Genomic DNA, 19040 nt, shown 5'->3' with positions numbered 1-19040 from the left:
GCGCCCGTAACGACCGTCCGCGCCCGCACGATGAGGCAAGCAGCAAGTTCACCTGGGTCGGAGGAAGAGTGCGACGTCGATGGAAAGCCGCCTGCGGCGCCGTGCTCCTTGTCGTCGCCACGCTGATCGGCGAGATCCTGCCGGCTGCCGCCCAGGCCGAACCGGTGGCCGCCAAGGACTTCTCCAACCCGGCAATCGTCGTTCTGGGTTACGGCCTGCTGCCGGACGGCTCGATGCGGATGATCCTGCGGCGCCGGGTGCTGACCGGGCTCGCGGTGGCGCAGATGTACCCGCACTCCCCGATCATCGTCACCGGGGGTAACCCGCAGAACGGCGTGACCGAAGCCGCCCAGATGCGCCGGATGCTGTTGATGCTGAACTTCCCGGACAGCCGGATCATCGTCGAGGACCGGGCCAACAGCACGGTGCAGAACGCCCAGTTCTCGGTGCCGCTGGCCAAGAAGGCCGGCACCTCGGGCATCATCCTGGTGACGTCGTCGACCCATCAGGGTCGTGCTGACGGCGATTTCGTCGACGCCGGCGCCAATCTGCTGGCCACCGTGAGCTATCCGGACGGCAACCCGACGCTGAACATCACGCAGTTCGCTCACGACGTATTGAGCCCACTCACCAACTTCGGCTAGCCCGCCTACTCTGGAGGGCGTGGAAAGCCCCGAACTGGTCTCGTTGTTGGCGGGCCGGCGCGTGGCCGTGCTCACCGGCGCCGGGATCTCCACCGACTCGGGCATTCCCGACTATCGCGGCCCGGATTCGCCGCCGGCAAATCCGATGACGATTCGCCAGTTCACTTCGAGTCAGGCGTTCCGGCAGCGCTACTGGGCCCGCAATCATCTGGGCTGGCGCCACATGGCCCAGACCATGCCCAATGCCGGGCACCGGGCGCTGGCCCATCTGGAGCGCGCCGGCGTGGTCACCGGCATCATCACTCAGAACGTTGACCTGCTGCACACCAAGGCGGGCAGCCGCAATGTCATCAACCTGCACGGCACCTACGCGCAGGTGGTGTGCCTGGACTGCGGGTACACCATGTCGCGCGCGGCGCTGGCCGACGAACTCGAGGCGGCCAACCCGGGATTCGCCGAACGCGCCGAACGGCTCGGCGGTATTGCCGTCGCCCCCGACGCGGACGCCATGGTCACCGACACCGAGTCGTTCCGGTTCATCGACTGCCCGTCGTGCGGCGGGATACTCAAGCCCGACATCGTCTACTTCGGCGAGAGTGTGCACAAAGATGTTGTGGCCCAGGCATATTCACTGGTCGACGAATCCGATGCCTTGCTGGTGGCCGGGTCCTCGCTGACGGTGTTCTCCGGCTACCGGTTCGTGCGCCACGCCGCCGCGCTGGGCATGCCGATCGCGATCATCAACCGCGGCGCCACCCGCGGTGACGCGCTGGCCACCGTCACCGTGGACAGCGGCTGTTCACCGATGCTGGCGCTGCTGGCCGACGAACTGTCCGGCCTGACCTCCGCGACCTAGACGGCCACCAGATCGTCGGCGTGCACTGCGGGACGGCGCATTTCGGCGGGCAGGTCCGAGGTCGAGCGGCCGATCATGGTGGTCAGTTCACCGGCGTCGTAGGCCACCACCCCGCGGGCGACCATCTCACCGTCGGTATCGCGCAGTTCGACCACGTCACCGCCGAAGAACCGGCCCGATACCCCGGTGATGCCCGCGGCCAGCAGCGACCGGCGCTGCTTGACCACCGCACGGACCGCCCCGGGATCGAGCGTCAATGCGCCGGACGCTTCGGCGGCGTAGCGAACCCAGAATTTCCGCGCCGACATCCGGTCGGGCCGCGGCGCGAACACCGTGCCCACCGATGCGTCGGTCAGTGCGGCCGCGGCGTCGACCGACGCGGCCAGCAGAACCGGAACTCCGGCGTCTGCGGCCAGTAGCGCCGAGGACAGCTTCGAGCGCATCCCGCCGGTACCCAGCCGGCTTCCTTCACCGGCCACCACCCCGCCGAGGTCGTCCGGCCCGGTCACTTCCGGGATGAAGCGGGCGTCCGACTTGCGCGGGTCGGCGTCGTAGAGCCCGTCGATGTCGGACAGCAGGATCAGCGCGTCGGCGCCGACCAGGTGAGCCACCAGCGCCGAGAGCCGATCGTTGTCACCGAAGCGAATCTCGTTGGTGGCCACGGTGTCGTTCTCGTTGACGATCGCCACCGCGTGCAGTGAGCGCAGCCGGTTCAGTGTCCGCTGAGCATTGGTGTGCTGCACCCGCATCGAGATGTCGTGTGCGGTCAGCAGCACCTGGCCGACGGTGCGGTCATAACGGGCGAACGCCGCGCTCCATGCGTTGACCAACGCGACCTGACCGACACTGGCGGCGGCCTGCTTGGTCGCCAGATCGGTGGGGCGCCGGTTCAGCCCGAGCGGCTCGATCCCGGCGGCGATCGCACCCGAGGACACGATCACGACGTCGGAGCCGGCCTTCATCCGTGCCTCGATCGCCTCGACCAGCTTCGCCAGCCGGCCGGCGTCGAACAACCCGGATTTCGTGGTCAGTGCCGTGGTGCCGATCTTGACGACGACGCTGCGCGCCGAGCGCACGGCGTCGCGGTACTGGCTCACGCCTCGCCCTCGTGCTCCCGACGCTGGCGGCGCGCCTCCTTGCGCTCGTCGGCACCGATCCGGTCGGTCTGCTCCAGCCGGGCATCGGTGCCACGGCCAGTCGGTACGACGTCAACACCAGCCGGAGTCTGCGGCTCCCAGTCGAACGTCATGTCGCCGATGGTGACCGCGCAGCCCGGTTTGGCGCCGAGTTTGCGCAGTTGATCCTCCACCCCGAGGCGGGCCAGCCGGTCGCCGAGATAGCCGACGGCTTCGTCGTTGTCGAAGTTCGTCTGAGCGATCCACCGTTCGGGCCGCACGCCACGCACCACGAAACCGCCGGAGTTGTGCGGGTCGGCCTCGACGGTGAACCCGGTCTGGTCGACCGGGACCGGCCGGATCACCGGGCGGCGCGGCACCACCTCGGGCTGGGCAGCCTGGTAGGCCGCCACCATGTCCCACAGCGCGAAAGTCAACTCGCGCAAGCCTTCCCGGCTCACCGTCGACACCTCGAAGACCGGCCAGCCGCGCGCCTCGATGTCGGGGCGCACGAAGTCGGCCAGTTCCCTGGCTTCGGGTACGTCGATCTTGTTGAGCACCACCGCCCGCGGCCGGTCGGCCAGATCCCCCAGCGTCGTATCGCCTTGCAGCGTCGGGCGATACGCGGCCAGTTCGGCTTCCAGCGCGTCGATGTCGGAGATCGGATCGCGGCCCGGTTCCAAAGTGGCGCAGTCGACCACATGCACCAACAGGGCGCAGCGTTCGATGTGACGAAGGAAGTCCAGGCCGAGACCGCGGCCTTCTGAGGCACCGGGAATCAACCCGGGGACGTCGGCGACGGTGAACGTGTGGTCACCGGCCGACACGACACCGAGATTGGGCACCAGCGTGGTGAACGGGTAGTCCGCGATCTTGGGTTTGGCCGCCGAGATCACCGACACCAGTGAGGATTTGCCCGCCGACGGGAAGCCGATCAGACCGACGTCGGCGACCGTCTTGAGTTCCAGGGTGAGTTCGCGTTCCTCGCCCTTCTCGCCGAGCAGCGCGAACCCCGGAGCCTTGCGGGCCCGCGACGCCAATGCGGCGTTCCCCAGCCCGCCGCGCCCACCCTCGGCGGCGACGAAACGGGTGCCCGCACCGACCAGGTCGGCCAGCAACCGCCCGTCGGAATCGAGCACGACGGTGCCGTCGGGAACCTTCACCTCGAGATCGGAGCCGTTGGCCCCCTCGCGGTTACTGCCCATTCCCTGCGTGCCGGACTGCGCCGCGACATGCGGGTGGAAGTGGAAGTCGAGCAGGGTGTGCACCTGCGGATCCACGATCAGCACGACGCTGCCGCCGCGACCGCCGTTACCGCCGTCAGGCCCGCCGAGTGGCTTGAACTTCTCCCGGTGAACCGACGCGCAGCCGTTTCCGCCGTTGCCCGCGCGCGCGTGGATCACGACGCGGTCGACGAAACGAGGCATCGGAGCGTCCTTTCAATCGTCGAGTGTGAATCTGATGCGAGTTATGGGTCTGGACCTCGCAGTGGATTCACACTCGCGATCCCAGACCTACTCCGGTCGCGCGGCGCGAACGATGTTGACGGTCTTGCGGCCGCGCTTGACGCCGAACTCCACCAGGCCGGGGGCCGTGGCGAACAGGGTGTCGTCACCGCCGCGACCGACATTCACGCCGGGGTGGAAGTGGGTGCCACGCTGGCGGACGAGGATCTCGCCGGCCTTGACGAGCTGGCCGCCGAAGCGCTTGACGCCGAGGCGCTGGGCGTTGGAGTCGCGACCGTTGCGTGAGCTGGAAGCGCCCTTCTTGTGTGCCATGTCAGATTGCTCCCTGTCGCTACTTGATTCCGGTGACCTTGAGCACGGTCAGCGGCTGACGATGCCCCTGCCGCTTGTGGTAACCGGTCTTGTTCTTGAACTTGTGGATGCGGATCTTCGGGCCCTTGGTGTGCTCGAGCACCTCACCGGTGACCGCGACCTTCTCCAGGGCCTTGGCGTCGGTGGTCACCGTGGCGCCGTCGACCACGAGGGCGACGGGCAGCGAAACGGAAGCGCCGGCCTCGACCTCGAGCTTCTCGACCTTGACGATGTCGCCGACGGCGACCTTGTACTGCTTGCCGCCGGTCTTGACGATTGCGTACGTGACCTTATCGCCTGCCATTGTGGGTCCTTCGCTCTTGCTCTGCGGGCGCGCGCTAACCGAAGCTGCGTGCGCGGGTCTTGGGGTGCGGGATCTTGAGCCCGCTGCCACCGGCGACGGACGCCTGGCGACAACTGGTCAAGGGTACGTGACCAGCACCGGGAGGGTCAAACCGCCACCCTAGGACGTCGGCGGGCCCGCTGGTCGGGCCGCCGACCGGCGCCGCGGCCGGCGCGCCGGGGCCGCAGGTGCCGAGGTCACGACCGGTTGGTAGCCGTCGGAGTCGTCGTCGGAGTCGTCGTCGTCCTCGTCGTCGTCATCCACATCGAGGGTGACCTCGTCGAGGTCCTCGTCGTCTTCGTCCAGGTCGACGTCGATCTCGTCATCGTCGTCGTCGGACTCGTCCTCGTCGTCGGAGTCATCGTCGTCGTCCGAGTCGTCACCGTCGTCCGAGTCGTCACCGTCGTCGTCGTCCGAGTCATCGTCGTCGTCGTCGTCCGAGTCATCATCGAGGTCCTCGTCGGCGACCTGCTCGGCGGTGTCGTCCGATTCCTCGGCCTCGGTCTCCCGCTCGATCTCGTCGGCCAGTTCCTCTTCGGCCTCGTCATCCTCGTGCTTGCCGTTGGCCGCTGCCATCGCCTTGAACATCGGATGCTCGGTGCTGTGCTGGGGCACCTTCGCCACCGGCGCCTCCTCGGCGCGGCCACGCTTGCCCCGCTTGCCGCGCCGTCCACCGCCGCCGCCGCCACCGCCACCGCCATTGCCGGACTCGGACTTACGCCCGGCCGCCTGGGTGGTGTCGACGGGATCGGCATGCAGCACGATGCCGCGGCCGCTGCAGTGCGTACAAGTGGTGGAGAACGCCTCGACCAGCCCGGTACCCAGCCGCTTGCGGGTCAGCTGGACCAGGCCCAGCGACGTCACCTCCGACACCTGATGGCGGGTGCGATCCCGGCCCAGCGCCTCGGTGAGTCGCCGCAACACGAGGTCACGGTTGGACTCCAGCACCATGTCGATGAAGTCGATCACCACGATGCCGCCGATATCGCGCAGCCGCAGCTGGCGCACGATCTCCTCGGCCGCTTCGAGGTTGTTCTTGGTGACGGTCTGCTCGAGGTTGCCGCCCGCCCCGGTGAACTTGCCGGTGTTGACGTCGACGACTGTCATCGCCTCGGTGCGGTCGATTACCAGCGTGCCGCCGGAGGGCAGCCACACCTTGCGGTCCAGCGCCTTGGCCAGCTGCTCGTCGATGCGGTGGACGGCGAACACATCCGGACCGTCGGGCCCGCCCGCGGGCTCGTACTTGGTCAGCTTCGAAACCAGGTCGGGCGCAACGGAACTGACGTAGTCGTTGATGGTCTGCCAGGCGTCGTCACCGGAGACGATCAGCCCGGAGAAGTCTTCGTTGAACAGGTCGCGAATGACCTTGACCAGCACGTCGGGCTCTTCGTAGAGCGCGATCGCAGCACCGGCCTTGTTTCCCTTGACCCGCTCGGCCTCCGCCGCGATCGTGGTCCAGCGTTCCTGCAGCCGGGTGACGTCGCCGCGGATGTCTTCTTCCTTGACGCCTTCCGAGGCGGTCCGGATGATCACGCCGGCGTCGTCGGGCACCACGTCGCGCAGGATTTCCTTGAGCCGCTGACGTTCGGTGTCGGGCAGCTTGCGGCTGATCCCGGTCGACGAGGCACCCGGTACGTAGACGAGGTAGCGCCCGGCCAGTGACACCTGAGTGGTCAGCCTGGCGCCTTTGTGTCCGACTGGATCCTTGCTGACCTGGACGACGACGTAATCGCCGGGCTTGAGGGCCTGTTCGATCTTGCGCTGCGCGCCGCCGAGGCCGGCGGCTTCCCAGTTCACCTCACCGGCGTAGAGCACGCCGTTGCGGCCGCGGCCGATGTCGACGAACGCCGCCTCCATCGAGGGCAGCACGTTCTGCACGATGCCGAGGTAGATGTTGCCGACCAGGGACGCCGAGGCGGCCGAGGTCACGAAGTGCTCGACGACGACGCCGTCTTCCATGACCGCGATCTGGGTGTAGCGGGCGCCCTCGTGCGGCGGTTCGGTGCGGATCTTGTCGCGCACCACCATCACGCGTTCGACGGCCTCCCGGCGGGCCAGGAATTCAGCCTCGGACAGGATCGGTGGGCGCCGGCGACCGGCGTCGCGGCCGTCCCGGCGGCGCTGGCGTTTGGCTTCCAGACGGGTGGAACCGCTGATGCCCTGGATCGCGTCCGGGTCACGCTCGGCCTTGGCACGCGGGGCACGTTCATGGACGACGGTGTTCGGCGGGTCGTCGGACGATCCGTTGTCGGAATCGTCACCGCCGCCGGTCTTGCGGCGTCGCCGCCGACGGCGCCGGCGGGTCGCGCCCTCACCGGTGCTGGTCTCGTCGTCGCTGTCGTCGTCGTCGCTCTCGGACTCGTCGCCGGATTCGGCGCTCTCATCGCCCGCCTCGGAGTCGTCGCCGTTTTCACCATCGGCGCCGCCCTGCTCACCCCGTCCGCGGCCGCGGCCGCGGCGTCCCCGACGGCGGCGGCGGTTGGCGGGACGTTCGGACTGGTCGTCATCGGACTCGGCGGCGGACTCCTCGTCGTCGTCCTCGTCCTCGTCGTCGTCCTCGACCACCACGGCTCGGGGCTTGCGTTCCGCCTCGACCGGCTGCGGGGCGACGAACAGCGGCATATAGGCCGCCTGCTCGACGGTCTCAACCGTCTCGGCGGTCTCGGTCTCGGTCTCGGTCTCGAAGGATGCTGTCTCCAGGATCAGCCGCGACTCCGGCTCCTCGGCCGGGTCGGGCGTCTCGGCGACGTCGGGCATGTCGGGAGCCGCCTCGGGGGTGGTCTCCTCCGCCACGACTGCAGCGGCCTCGACGGGCTCGCCGGCGGTGTCCTCGGGAGCAGCCGCCGCCAGCACGTCGCGCACCCGAACCGCATCGGTGCGGTCGACACTGGAGTGTGGGCTGCGGGTGCGACCGTCGAGCTCGCTGAGGGCGTCGAGCACGCGCCTGCTGGTGGTGCCGAGCACCCGAGCCAGCGAATGCACTCTCAAGCGTTCGGGCAACTCGTCACCCGCGGCTGGTGCCGGGGGTTCCCACTGTGACGAGGTGGGGTTTTCGGGTAGATCCTGATAGAGGTCATCGTTGGCCACGTATTCTCCTCAAGCCCCCGGGCGCGTCAGGTCGACGCGGCCACGCGAGGGCTTCCGCTATGTGCCCGGTAACTTTCCCCGGGCTTGTTTATTGGTCTCGCTCCGAACGGCTCATAACGAACGAATTCGGTGCCTGGCTGAATGACGGCTGTGACGGTCGGCGCCTCACCAGGTGGTGGTCGCGCACGTCGTAAGTCTTCATCCGGATGGGCTTTAGGGGCTCATCCGCAGCCAGTATCCCACACCGCGGGGGCGGTTCGGACGACAGTGGCGTGGGAAGTGTGTTCAGAAGTTGGGAAACCAGAGGTTGATCTCGCGTTCGGCCGACTCCGGGGAGTCCGAGCCGTGCACGAGGTTGAACTGGGTTTCCAGGCCGAAGTCGCCGCGGATGGTGCCGGGCGTGGCTTTCTCGACCGGGTCGGTACCACCGGCGAGCTGCCGGAACGCCGCGATCGCGCGGGGGCCTTCCAGGACGGCCGCGACCACCTTGCCGGAGGTAATGAACTCCAGCAGCGAGTCGAAGAACGGCTTGCCGTCGTGTTCGGCGTAGTGCGCGCGGGCGAGCTCGTCGCTGACCTGCTTGAGCTCCAGGGCAGCCAGGGTGAGGCCTTTGCGTTCGATTCGGCTGATGATCTCCCCGACCACCTGCCGCTGCACGCCGTCGGGCTTGATCAGAACCAGGGTCCGCTCGGTCGTCATCTGGCGCCGTTCCTCCTCATCGCATCGCTGTAGCACCGTCACCGGCGCAGACACGGCGCACAGCGTACCCGTCATTCGGGCGGTTGCTGCTGGCCGGGCAGCAGCCCGCGGCGCTGCCTGCGCAGCACCTCGGCGCGCAGGTAGGCGAGGATCGCCCACACCGCGACGAACAACAGTCCGACCATGCCGACCGCCGGGTAGACGAAGAACCCGGCGACCAGGATCAGCTGCACGGCAAGGTTGCACCAGATGGCCCACGGCCTGCCCTGAATGCCGGCGAGCAGCACCAGGAACACCGCGAACCCCACCAGGTAGGCCATCGACCAGCCGGTCAGCCCGCCGCCGACCATGTTGACCACCGGCAGCGCCAGCAGCACGACGATCGCCTCGAGGATCAGGGTGCCGGCCATGACGCCGCGGAAGCTCTTCCAGGGATCCGGCGGAGCCGCCGGGGTCTCGCTCACTGCGGGTCCTTCCCGAATAGGGTGCGCGCCGCGCCCGCGGTCACCACCGACCCGGTGATGACGATTCCGGCCCCGGACAGCACCTCGTCGGCGGCGGAATCCTCGACCATCGCGGTGGCGATCTCGATGGCGTCGGCCAGCGTGTCGGCCCGCGCCACTCGGTCTGGGCCGAAGATCTCCTCGGCCCGCAGCGCCAGCGCATCCACCTCGAGCGCGCGGGGTGATCCATTGTGGGTGACGACGACCTGGTCGAAGGCCGGCTCCAGCGCGGTGAGGATGCCGGTGACGTCCTTGTCCCCCATCAGCGACAGCACCCCGACCAGGAACCGGAAATCGAATTCGGACGTCAGCGCGTCGGCCAGTGCGGCGGCGCCGGCCGGGTTGTGGGCGGCGTCGAGGAACACCGTCGGGGCGCTGCGCATCCGCTCGAGACGGCCCGGGCTGGCGGCCGCGGCGAACCCGGCTCGCACCGTGTCGACGTCGAGCTGGCGGTCGGCCCCGGCACCGAACAGCGCCTCGACCGCGGCCAGCGCGACCACGGCGTTGTGGGCCTGATGCTCCCCGTGTAGCGGCAGGAAGATGTCGGAGTACACCCCGCCCAGGCCCTGCAGCTGCAGCACCTGTCCACCGACGGCGACCTGGCGGCCCAGGACCGCGAACTCGGAATCCTCCCGCGCGACGGCTGCGTCGGACTTGACCGCTTGAGCCAGAAGCACTTCCATCGCTTCAGGGGCTTGGCGACCGATCACCGCGACGGTGTCGGTCTGCACCAGATCGCCGCGCGGCGCCCCGATGATGCCGGCCTTCTCGGCGGCGATCTCGCCGATGGTGTCGCCGAGGTATTCGGCGTGGTCGATGCCGATCGGGGTGATCACGGCGACCGGTGCATCGACGACGTTGGTGGCATCCCAGCGTCCGCCCATCCCCACCTCAACGACGGCGACGTCGACGGGCGCGTCGGCGAAGGCGGCGAACGCCATCGCGGTCAGCACCTCGAACTTGCTCATCGCGGGGCCACCGTCTTGTTGCGACTGAGCGTCGACGAGGTGCACGAAAGGTTCGATCTCGCGGTAGACCTCGACGTAGCGGGCCGGACTGATCGGCTCGTTGTCGATCGCGATGCGCTCGACCGCCGACTGCAGGTGCGGGCTGGTGGTGCGTCCGGTCCGCCGACTGAACGCGGTCAGCAGCGCGTCAACGATGCGGGCCACCGACGTCTTGCCGTTGGTCCCGGCGATGTGGATGCACGGGTAGCTCAGCTGCGGTGAGCCGAGCATCTCCATCAGCGCCTCGATGCGCGCGGTGCTGGGCTCCAGTTTGGTCTCCGGCCAACGCTGGTCGAGCAGGTGCTCCACCTGCAGCAGTGCGGCGATCTCGTCGGGTGTGGGCGGCGGGGTCTCGTGTCGCCAGTCCAGCGGCTCGGTCATGCCAGCGCAGCCAGCCGGGCGGTGATCCGCTCGACTTCTTCGGTGGCCAGCTGCTGGCGACCACGGATCTTGGCCACCACCTCGTCCGGCGCCTTGGCCAGGAACGCCTCGTTGTCGAGTTTGGCTGTGGTTCCGGCCAATTCCTTGTTGGCGGCGGCCAGGTCCTTTTCCAGCCTGCGGCGTTCGGCGGCCACGTCGACGGTGCCGGAGGTGTCGACCTCCACGTTGACGGTGCCGGCAGACAGCCGCACCTCGATGTGCGCGCTGGCATTGAAGTCCGCACTCGCATCGGTCAGCCATGCCAGCGCGGCGACCGGGGCGACCTGGCCGCCCAGGCCGGTCGCGTCGAGACCTGTCAGCCGGGCGGGGACCCTCTGCCGGTCGGCCAGGCCCTGGTCGCTGCGGAACCGCCGGATCTCGGTCACCAGCTTCTGCACATCGGCGATCCGTTGGGCGGCAACCTGATCCAGGGCCACACCGGAGGCGGTCGGCCACCCGGCGATCACCAGCGATTCCCCACCCGTCAGCGCTTTCCACAACGCTTCGGTGACGAAGGGCATCACCGGGTGCAGCAGCTTGAGCAGGGTGTCCAGCACTGCGGCCAGCACTGCGGTGGTGTCCGAAAGACCCTCGGAGAGCTGCACTTTGGCGAGCTCCAGATACCAGTCACAGAACTCGTCCCAGGCGAAGTGGTAGAGAGATTCGCAGGCCCGGCTGAATTCGTAACCGTCGAGGGCCGAATCCACTTCGGCGCGAACCCCTTCCAGGCGGCCGAGGATCCAGCGGTCGGCGTCGGTGAGCTCGGCGAGGTCGGGCAGCGGTGCCGGGGCCGCGCCGTTCATCAGCGCGAACCGGGTGGCGTTGAACAGCTTGGTGGCGAAGTTGCGCGAGGCGCGGGCCGCGTCCTCGCCGATGGACAGGTCGCCGCCCGGGCTGGCCCCGCGGGCCAGGGTGAATCGCAGCGCGTCGGCGCCGAACAGTTCCACCCAGTCCAGCGGGTCGATCCCGTTGCCGCGGGACTTGCTCATCTTGCGGCCGTGCTCATCGCGGATCAGCCCGTGCAGGAAGACGTTCTCGAACGGCACCTGCGGACCACGCGCACCGTCGAGGGTGATGACCTCGTCGCCCGAGACGAACGTGCCGAACATGACCATGCGGGCGACCCAGAAGAACAGGATGTCGTATCCGGTGACCAGAACGCTTGTCGGGTAGAACTTCTCGATCTCGGCGGTGCGCTCAGGCCAGCCCATCGTGGAGAACGGCCACAGCGCCGAGGAGAACCAGGTGTCCAGGACGTCGGGATCCTGCTCCCAGCCGTCCGGCGGGGTCTCGTCGGGACCGACGCAGACCTTCTGGCCGTCGGGGCCGTGCCAGATGGGGATGCGGTGCCCCCACCACAGCTGGCGCGAGATGCACCAGTCGTGCATGTCATCGACCCAGCCGAACCAACGCGGCTCCAGGCTCTTCGGGTGAATGACGATGTCGCCCTGACGCACCGCGTCACCGGCCGCCTTCGCCATCGAGGCGACCTTCACCCACCACTGCAGACTCAGCCGGGGCTCGATCGGCTCACCGCTGCGTTCAGAATGCCCGACGCTGTGCAGGTACGGCCGCTTCTCGGCGACGATGCGACCCTCTTCGGCGAGTGCCTCACGCACTTTGACCCGGGCTTCGAAGCGGTCGAGGCCGTCGAATTGCGTTCCGGTGTCGGCGATCCGGCCCTTCGTGTCCATGATCGACGGCATCGCCAGGTTGTGCCGCATGCCGATCTCGAAGTCGTTCGGGTCGTGCGCCGGGGTGACTTTGACTGCGCCGGTACCGAATTCGGGGTCGACGTGCGCATCCGCGACGATGATGATCTGCCGGTCCAGGAACGGATGCGGCAAGCTCTGGCCGACGAGGTGCCGGTAGCGCTCGTCGTCGGGATGCACCGCGATCGCGGTGTCGCCGAGCATCGTCTCGATCCGGGTGGTGGCCACCACCAGGTGCGGCTCGTCGTCGTTCATCGATCCGTACCGGAAGGACACCAGCTCGCCCTCGACGTCGGAGTACTTGACCTCGAGATCCGAGATCGCCGTCTCCAGCACCGGCGACCAGTTGACCAGCCGCTCGGCCTGGTAGATCAGCCCGGCGTCGTAGAGCCTCTTGAAGATCGTGCGTACCGCCCGAGACAGGCCCTCGTCCATGGTGAACCGGTCGCGGCTCCAGTCGACGCCGTCGCCGAGGCGGCGCATCTGGGCGCCGATGGTGCCACCGGATTCGTGCTTCCAGTCCCACACCTTCTCGACGAACAGCTCGCGGCCGAAGTCCTCTTTGGTCTTGCCGTCGACGGCGAGCTGCTTTTCCACCACGCTCTGGGTGGCGATGCCGGCATGGTCCATCCCGGGCAGCCACAGCACCTCGTAGCCCTGCATGCGCTTACGCCGGGTCAGCGCGTCCATCAGCGTGTGGTCCAAGGCGTGGCCCATGTGCAGGCTGCCGGTGACGTTGGGCGGCGGCAACACGATCGAATACGCCGGCTTACCGCTCGTGGCGTCGGCCGTGAAATAACCGGCGTCGACCCAGCCCTGATACATCTGCGTCTCTACCGCCCCCGGATCCCACGACTTGGGGAGGGCGTCGGCGCGAGAGTCGTCAGTGGTGGTCACCCGACAATTCTAGGAACGCGCCTCGGGCTGCTTCGTACCGCCCGCAGTGCGACGGAAATCCGCGCTACTTTTTCCCGCCCAGCAGCCCACCGAGGATGTCGCCGATGGCGCCGCCCTGTTTACCGCCCAGCACGTTGCCCAGAATGCTGCCGAGCGGGTTGTTCCCGCCCCCGGCTCCGCCGCCGGCGCCACCGAGGATGCTGCCCAGCACGTCACCGAGCCCGCCGCCGAACGCCCCGGCCTGGCCCGAGCCACCGGCCTGCTTGCCCAGATAGGCCAGCACGATGGGGATGAGGATCGGCAGCAGCTTCTTGATGAGGTCCCCGCCGCCCGCACCGGATCCGGCCAGCGCCGAGGCCACCTGGTTGGTGTCGTTTCCGCCGAAGATCCGCGCGACGAACTGCTCCCCCGCCCCGGTGTCGACCTGGTCGACGTTCACGCCGCCGTCGAGCAGCCCGCTACCGGCCTGCGAGGCGATCGCCGATTCGAGCGTGCTGGAGTCGATGTCGTCGGAGACGACGTTGTGCTGGATGCTGCCGACGAGGGCGGGCACCAGGGTCTGGATCGCCTGGTTCACTTCCCCCTCAGGCGCACCGAGCCTGCTGGCGATATCCGCGACGGGAATCTGGCTGTAGAGATCGTCGAGACCGGCCATGATGTCCACCTTCATTGCTGGATGTGCGGCACGCCCAGCTGACACTAGCCGTCGAGGCGCACCGTCTGCAGGGAAATCCCGGCGGCGGGAAAACGGTCCAGCAGGGCGTCACCCATGGCCGCGGCGGGCGTCAGCACACCCCGCAGATCCGACAACTTGTCACGGTCGAGTGCCAGCGCGAGGCCGCATTCGCCGAGCATCACCGAGGTGGCTTTGTATCCGGGATCGCCCTGCTGGGCGATGGTGGCGCAGTACCGCGCGCCGGTCGTGGTGGTGGTGTACGTCTCGGCGCGGTAGTAGCCGCGGTCGCGGGCCTGCTCGCTGGGTCCGGTGCCGGGCTTGGGGGCGATGCGCTCGACCAACCGGCGCGGCAGGAGCCGGAAGAACCGGCTGCCCAGCGCGACGGCGCCGTTGTTGGCCGCGCTGGCCACCGCCGACACCACCGGCGCTGCGACCGACGAGCCGACGCTCATGTACTCGGCGTAGCGCAGCCGGCGTCCGTAGGCGTACTCCAGAAGCGCGTTACTGCGCCGCACGATCCGCGTGTTGTACATCGCCATCGCGAAGCCCGTGGTCCACACCCCGGCCAGTTCGGGCGCGATCTCGCGGCCGCGCCGCCACGGCAGGTCGGGCTGCGGACCCAGTTCCGGCTCGGCACCGCGGTCCTGGGTGAGGGTGTACGGATCGGAAAGCATGCGCCGGGTATTGGGATCGTTCGACGAGGCGCGGAAGACCTCGATCATCGAGGCGACCGTGCCGCCCGACACTCCTCCCGAGAATCCGCGCAGCACGAAGTCGGTGTCGCCGAGTTCGCCGGTGCCGTCCGTCTGCGCCCGCCGGTACAGCGCGAACACGCTCATATCCGAAGGGATGGAATCGAATCCGCACGCATGCACGATGCGGGCGCCGGTGTCGACGGCCTGCTTGTGGTAGTCGTCGATGCTCTGCCGCACGAACATCGCCTCACCGGTGAGGTCGGCGTAGTCGGTGCCTGCCGCGGCGCACGCCGCGACCAGCGGCAAGCCGTAGCGACTGTAGGGGCCGACGGTGGTGATGACGACGCGCGTGCGCGCGGCCATGTCGGCCAACGATGACGGGGAGGCGGCATCGGCGGTCAAAATCGGCCAGTTCTGCGCCGATTCGCCGAGCGTCTCGCGCACCTTCAGCAGCTTGTCCGGCGATCGACCGGCCAGGGCCACCCGGACGTCACCGCCGGAACGGGCCAGGTATTCGGCGGTGAGCTTGCCGACGAATCCGGTGGCCCCGTAGACGACGATGTCGAATTCCCGCTCCGCTGAGGTCATGGTGGCCAACTTACCGGGGGCGGGTCAGCCCAGCGTTTCGGGGAACTGCGCCTGCTCGCCCAGGACGTGTTCGGCCAGGAACGCGGTGACCACCTGGTACCAGATCTTGGCGTGCTGCGGCGAGAGCACCCAGTGGTTCTCGGACGGGAAGTACAGGAACCGGTGCACCGACGTGCCGTCGTCGGCGGCGGGGAGCCCGGAGGCGGTCAGTAGCTCGTACCACAGCCGCAGCGCCTCGCCGATCGGCACGCGATAGTCCTTGTCGCCGTGAATCACCAACATCGGGGTGGTGATGTGCTCGACGAAGTGGTGTGGCGAATTGTCTTGTGCCATGGCCGGTGTCATCTCGCGGGCCCAGTAGTAGGCGCCGTCGGTGGTGGGGCCGAATTGGTCGAGCGCCCACAGGCTGGCGTGGGTGACGATCGCCGCGAAGCGATCGGTGTGACCGGCCACCCAGTTGGCCATGTAGCCGCCGAACGAGCCACCCATCGCCGCGGTGCGCCCGGCGTCGATGCGCGGGTGCGCCACCGCGGCGTCGACGGCGGCCATCAGATCCTCGTAGGGCGGCCCGCCCCAGGCGCCCCACCCGCGCTGGATGAAGTCCTGCCCGTACCCGGTGGACAGCGCCGGGTCGGGCAGCAACACCGCGTACCCGCGCGCCGCCATCAACCACGGATTCCACCGCCACGACCACACGTTCCAGCTGCCCAGCGGTCCGCCGTGAATCCACAGCAGCAGCGGCACGGGTCCCTGCCCGCCGGACGGCAACACCAGCCAGGACCGCACCGTCGTGCCGTCGGCGGTGGTCGCGACGGTCTCGGTCAATTCGCCGGGCAGCTCAGGCAATTCCACGCACGGCAGCACGCTGAGCGCACCGTGCGAGTCGACGCGTACGGGATGTGGCGGCGCCGCGTAGGAGCTTCGCAGCGCGTAGATGGTGCCGTCACGTGCGGCGGTGACGTTCGAGTAGCTGAAGTCGTCGTCGGTGATCCGGCGGACGTCGCCGTCCAATCCGATCTCGAAGATCGGGCAGCGGCCGTTGTCGTCGGCGGTGACCAGAACCGCGGAACCGTCCTGCGTCCAGGTCACCGATGCCGGCCACCGGTCCCACCCGGCTGCCAGCTGCGTCCACTCTCCCGACCGCAGATCCAAGTGGCACACCGTAATTCGTGGCGCCTGGTGCGGCGTCGAGACGGTCTCACGGGTGAACACCACGGCCGTATCGTCCGGTGATATGGCCGGGTGTTCCAGGTCGGCGGCGGGATCCTCGGCGATCACCGAGCGCTCACCCGTCGCCAGGTCGATGCGCACCAGCATCGATCGCAGGGCGGCGCGCGGCGCGGACACCCGCCAGGTCGCGACCGCGAAGGTGCCGTCCGGGCTGACGGCGAAGTCCGCCTCACCGAGCGCCGGCCCGGGCTCACGGGTCAGGTCGGTGAGCTCGCCGTCTGCTGCCACACGGAACAGATGCGTCTCATCCGGGCCGAGATCGCAGTCCCAGTGCCGCACCGGATACCCGGTGTGCAGGATCGCGCTGATCTTGTTGTCCTTGCGCAGTTTTCGTAACCGGCGCTCGTCGTCGACGGTGTCGGCCGATGGCAACAGCGGCGCACCGACGACGACGGCGGCCGCGTTGCGCGCGGTCCGGACAGCGGTGATCCCGGCAGGCAGCTCGGCCAGCTGGACGGCCTCCCCGCCGGCGGCGGGCAGCAGCCACAGTGCGGCCGGCGGCTTGTCATCATCCTCAGTAGGCCGTACCGAGGTGAACAACAGATCGCCGTCGGCGGTGAACGCCGGCGCGGCTTCGCCCTTGGCGCCGCGCGTCAGCCGGCGGGCCGGCGCCGCACCGGCCGGGTCGAGTTCCCACAACGCGGTGATGTATTCGGTCTTGGCGGCGTTGAGTTCGGCGACGCACGTGACGACACGTGACCCGTCGGCCGACACCGCCAGCCCGGAAACCCGCGGCAGCGCGATGTAGTCGTCGAGATCGTCGAATGGGCCCGAGGTCATGTCCCGTTGGTAGCACACGCCGGTTAGGTTCGGGACATGGCCGAGATCGCAGTTGTCGGGGCGGGCATCGCCGGGCTCGCCACCGCCGCGGCGCTGGCCCGGCGTGGTCATACCGTCTCCGTGATCGAAGAGCGCACCGACACCGGGTCCGGTGCGGGCATCAGTATCTGGCCGAACGCTCTGGCCGCCCTCGACCATCTCGGTCTCGGCGATCAGGTGCGGGCCGCGGGCGGCCGGATCGCCGCGGGGGCCATCCGCTGGAAGGACGGCCGGTGGTTGCGCCGCCCGGCCGGTGAGCGGATCGTCACGGCGCTGGGTGAGCCGCTGGTGGTGCTTCAGCGCGCAGCGCTGCGCGACGTTCTGGCCGGCGCCCTGTCGCCGGGCACCGTCGTCGAGGGGGTGGGGGTTCGCGAGCTCAGCTCGTCCGGTCCCCGGATGCGGCTTCATCTGACGGATTCCACGACCCGCGACGTCGACGCGGTGGTCGGCGCCGACGGCACCGGCTCGGTGGTGGCGCGCCATCTCAACGGTCCGCTGATGCACCGCTACGCCGGATACACGGCGTGGCGCGGTGTCGCCTCGATGTCCATCGACCCCGACCTGGCCGGCGAGACGATGGGCGCGGGGGCTGAGGTCGGCCATGTGCCGATGGGCGGCCAGCGGACGTACTGGTTCGCCACCGAGCGTGCCGCCGAGGGCGAGTCGGCGCCGCAGGGCGAGCTCAGCTACTTGCGCGAAAAGTTCGCATCGTGGGCCGCGCCGATCCCGGCCATGCTGGCCGCCACCGACCCCAGCGCGGTACTGCGCAACGACCTGTACGACCGCAGCACCGCCCGACGCTGGGCGGTGGGCCCGGTGGTGCTGGTCGGCGACGCCGCCCACCCCATGCGACCACACCTGGGTCAGGGCGGGTGCCAGGCGCTCGAGGATGCCGCCGTGCTGGGCGCGTTCGTCGACCTGTCCCCCGACCTGCCGAGGGCGTTCGCCGCGTTCGAATCGTTCCGCCGCCGCCGGGTGCACGGCATCGCCGCTGAATCGCGGCTGATCGGTCGGCTGGTGAACCTGCGCCCCGCGGCGCTGAGCGCACTGGCAAGCAGGGCCACGGTGGTGGTGCCGGAGGTGGTGGTGACCCGCCGCCTGGCGTCGATCGCCGCGCGGTCGGCTTTTCGGCTCCCCACATGCGACGACGCCCGGTCGGCCTGAGCCGGCTGGGCGTCGTCAGCGATAGATCAGCGAAGGCCGAGGGCGTTGGCGATCGCGCGGCCCGGGTCGTGGAAGGCCTGGCACATCTTGTTGAAGTCGATGGACTTGAACGGGCCGCTCATCACGTTGGCGCAGGCCCCACCCTGGGCCGGGGCGGCACCGGTGGAAACGGGGGTGGCGAAGGCGGGCGTTCCGGCGGCCTGGCCGCACGTCGGCCAGGCGCCCATGCCCTGCTTGCGGGCGACGTTCTCGGCGACCCGGATCTGCTCCTCGCGGGAGGCGTGGGCCGCGCTGCCGATGCCGCCGTTGGCCTTCCAGGTGGCGTCGCTGAACTGCAGGCCGCCGGAGAAGCCGTTGCCCGTGTTGGCGCCCCAGTTGCCACCCGACTCGCACTGTGCGACCGCGTCCCAGTTCACACCGCTGTCTGCGCTGGCGTTTCCGATGCTCAGAACGAACCCGGCGAGGCCGAGGGCGGCGGAGATGACTGAGAGGGTGATGATCCTGCGCAGAGTGCTCATTGGTGTTGTCCCTTCCCGACAAAGGGGGCACTGGTGTGCCGCTGTGATGTGAATCGCAGCGCGTGATGCAGTTGTTACGGGCGTGTCGATTGATTTTTCTGAGAATTTTGATAAGGAAGTGGCCCGAGAAATAAGGGTGGCGCCGGGTCATCATGAAGCGCGGCGATTCGGTTCCGGTGAGCCGATCCCAGGCGGATTGCACGGTCGGGAAGTAACCGGTCCAGGTGTTGAGCCCCAGCGCCACGCAGAG

Annotated in this window: 15 protein-coding genes and 1 pseudogene; 3 read left to right on the top strand and 13 right to left on the bottom strand. The window is 68.8% G+C overall.

What is annotated here, in order from left to right; all coding sequences use genetic code 11:
* Nucleotides 1–68 precede the first annotated feature (68 nt).
* Nucleotides 69–644 (top strand): YdcF family protein, encoded by a 576-nt coding sequence (locus AB4879_RS00225; RefSeq protein ID WP_370505931.1) that lies wholly within the window; start codon nucleotides 69–71, stop codon nucleotides 642–644.
* 19 nt (nucleotides 645–663) lie between these two features.
* Nucleotides 664–1500: an NAD-dependent protein deacetylase gene (locus AB4879_RS00220; protein ID WP_370505930.1), complete on the top strand. Its 837-nt coding sequence runs from the start codon at nucleotides 664–666 to the stop codon at nucleotides 1498–1500.
* Here AB4879_RS00220 and proB read toward each other — a convergent pair.
* From proB to AB4879_RS00160, 12 genes are all read right to left on the bottom strand, one after another.
* Entirely contained in the window at nucleotides 1497–2597 is a 1101-nt protein-coding gene (gene proB / locus AB4879_RS00215; RefSeq protein ID WP_370505929.1) for a glutamate 5-kinase, read from the bottom strand. The two genes, AB4879_RS00220 and proB, sit on opposite strands and share 4 nt — an antisense overlap.
* Nucleotides 2594–4042, bottom strand: coding sequence for a GTPase ObgE (obgE, locus tag AB4879_RS00210; RefSeq protein ID WP_370505928.1), 1449 nt, complete (start codon nucleotides 4040–4042; stop codon nucleotides 2594–2596). Before obgE ends, proB begins: the two co-directional genes overlap by 4 nt.
* 87 nt (nucleotides 4043–4129) lie before the next feature.
* Nucleotides 4130–4393, bottom strand: coding sequence for a 50S ribosomal protein L27 (rpmA, locus tag AB4879_RS00205; protein ID WP_036344398.1), 264 nt, complete (start codon nucleotides 4391–4393; stop codon nucleotides 4130–4132).
* 19 nt (nucleotides 4394–4412) lie between these two features.
* A complete protein-coding gene (gene rplU, locus AB4879_RS00200) occupies nucleotides 4413–4736 on the bottom strand; it encodes a 50S ribosomal protein L21 (RefSeq protein ID WP_036344397.1) in 324 nt (107 codons plus the stop codon).
* A gap of 159 nt (nucleotides 4737–4895) precedes the next feature.
* A complete protein-coding gene (locus AB4879_RS00195; RefSeq protein WP_370505927.1) occupies nucleotides 4896–7862 on the bottom strand; it encodes a ribonuclease E/G in 2967 nt (988 codons plus the stop codon).
* 285 nt (nucleotides 7863–8147) lie between these two features.
* Nucleotides 8148–8561: a nucleoside-diphosphate kinase gene (gene ndk, locus AB4879_RS00190; protein ID WP_102805783.1), complete on the bottom strand. Its 414-nt coding sequence runs from the start codon at nucleotides 8559–8561 to the stop codon at nucleotides 8148–8150.
* A 71-nt stretch (nucleotides 8562–8632) separates the two neighbouring features.
* Complete coding sequence (locus AB4879_RS00185) at nucleotides 8633–8971, bottom strand: DUF4233 domain-containing protein (protein WP_102805784.1); 339 nt, start codon at nucleotides 8969–8971, stop codon at nucleotides 8633–8635.
* 50 nt (nucleotides 8972–9021) lie between these two features.
* A complete protein-coding gene (locus AB4879_RS00180) occupies nucleotides 9022–10452 on the bottom strand; it encodes a folylpolyglutamate synthase/dihydrofolate synthase family protein (RefSeq protein ID WP_370505926.1) in 1431 nt (476 codons plus the stop codon).
* Complete coding sequence (locus tag AB4879_RS00175) at nucleotides 10449–13100, bottom strand: valine--tRNA ligase (RefSeq protein WP_370505925.1); 2652 nt, start codon at nucleotides 13098–13100, stop codon at nucleotides 10449–10451. The genes AB4879_RS00180 and AB4879_RS00175 overlap by 4 nt, the downstream gene beginning before the upstream one ends.
* A 64-nt stretch (nucleotides 13101–13164) precedes the next feature.
* Entirely contained in the window at nucleotides 13165–13755 is a 591-nt protein-coding gene (locus AB4879_RS00170) for a DUF937 domain-containing protein (RefSeq protein ID WP_370505924.1), read from the bottom strand.
* A gap of 44 nt (nucleotides 13756–13799) precedes the next feature.
* Nucleotides 13800–15059: a trans-acting enoyl reductase family protein gene (locus tag AB4879_RS00165; protein WP_370505923.1), complete on the bottom strand. Its 1260-nt coding sequence runs from the start codon at nucleotides 15057–15059 to the stop codon at nucleotides 13800–13802.
* A 24-nt stretch (nucleotides 15060–15083) separates the two neighbouring features.
* Nucleotides 15084–17069, bottom strand: coding sequence for an alpha/beta fold hydrolase (locus AB4879_RS00160; RefSeq protein WP_370505922.1), 1986 nt, complete (start codon nucleotides 17067–17069; stop codon nucleotides 15084–15086).
* A gap of 36 nt (nucleotides 17070–17105) precedes the next feature.
* Here AB4879_RS00160 and AB4879_RS00155 point away from each other — a divergent pair, with 36 nt between their 5' ends.
* Nucleotides 17106–18272: an FAD-dependent oxidoreductase gene (locus AB4879_RS00155; RefSeq protein WP_370505921.1), complete on the top strand. Its 1167-nt coding sequence runs from the start codon at nucleotides 17106–17108 to the stop codon at nucleotides 18270–18272.
* A gap of 200 nt (nucleotides 18273–18472) precedes the next feature.
* Here AB4879_RS00155 and AB4879_RS00150 read toward each other — a convergent pair.
* Nucleotides 18473–18688 (bottom strand): annotated as a pseudogene (locus AB4879_RS00150) (transglycosylase family protein); the annotation flags it as partial.
* Nucleotides 18689–19040 lie beyond the last annotated feature (352 nt).

Source organism: Mycobacterium sp. SA01 (genome assembly GCF_041287105.1).
GTDB lineage: Bacteria > Actinomycetota > Actinomycetes > Mycobacteriales > Mycobacteriaceae > Mycobacterium.
This window is presented reverse-complemented; position numbering and strand designations above follow the sequence as displayed.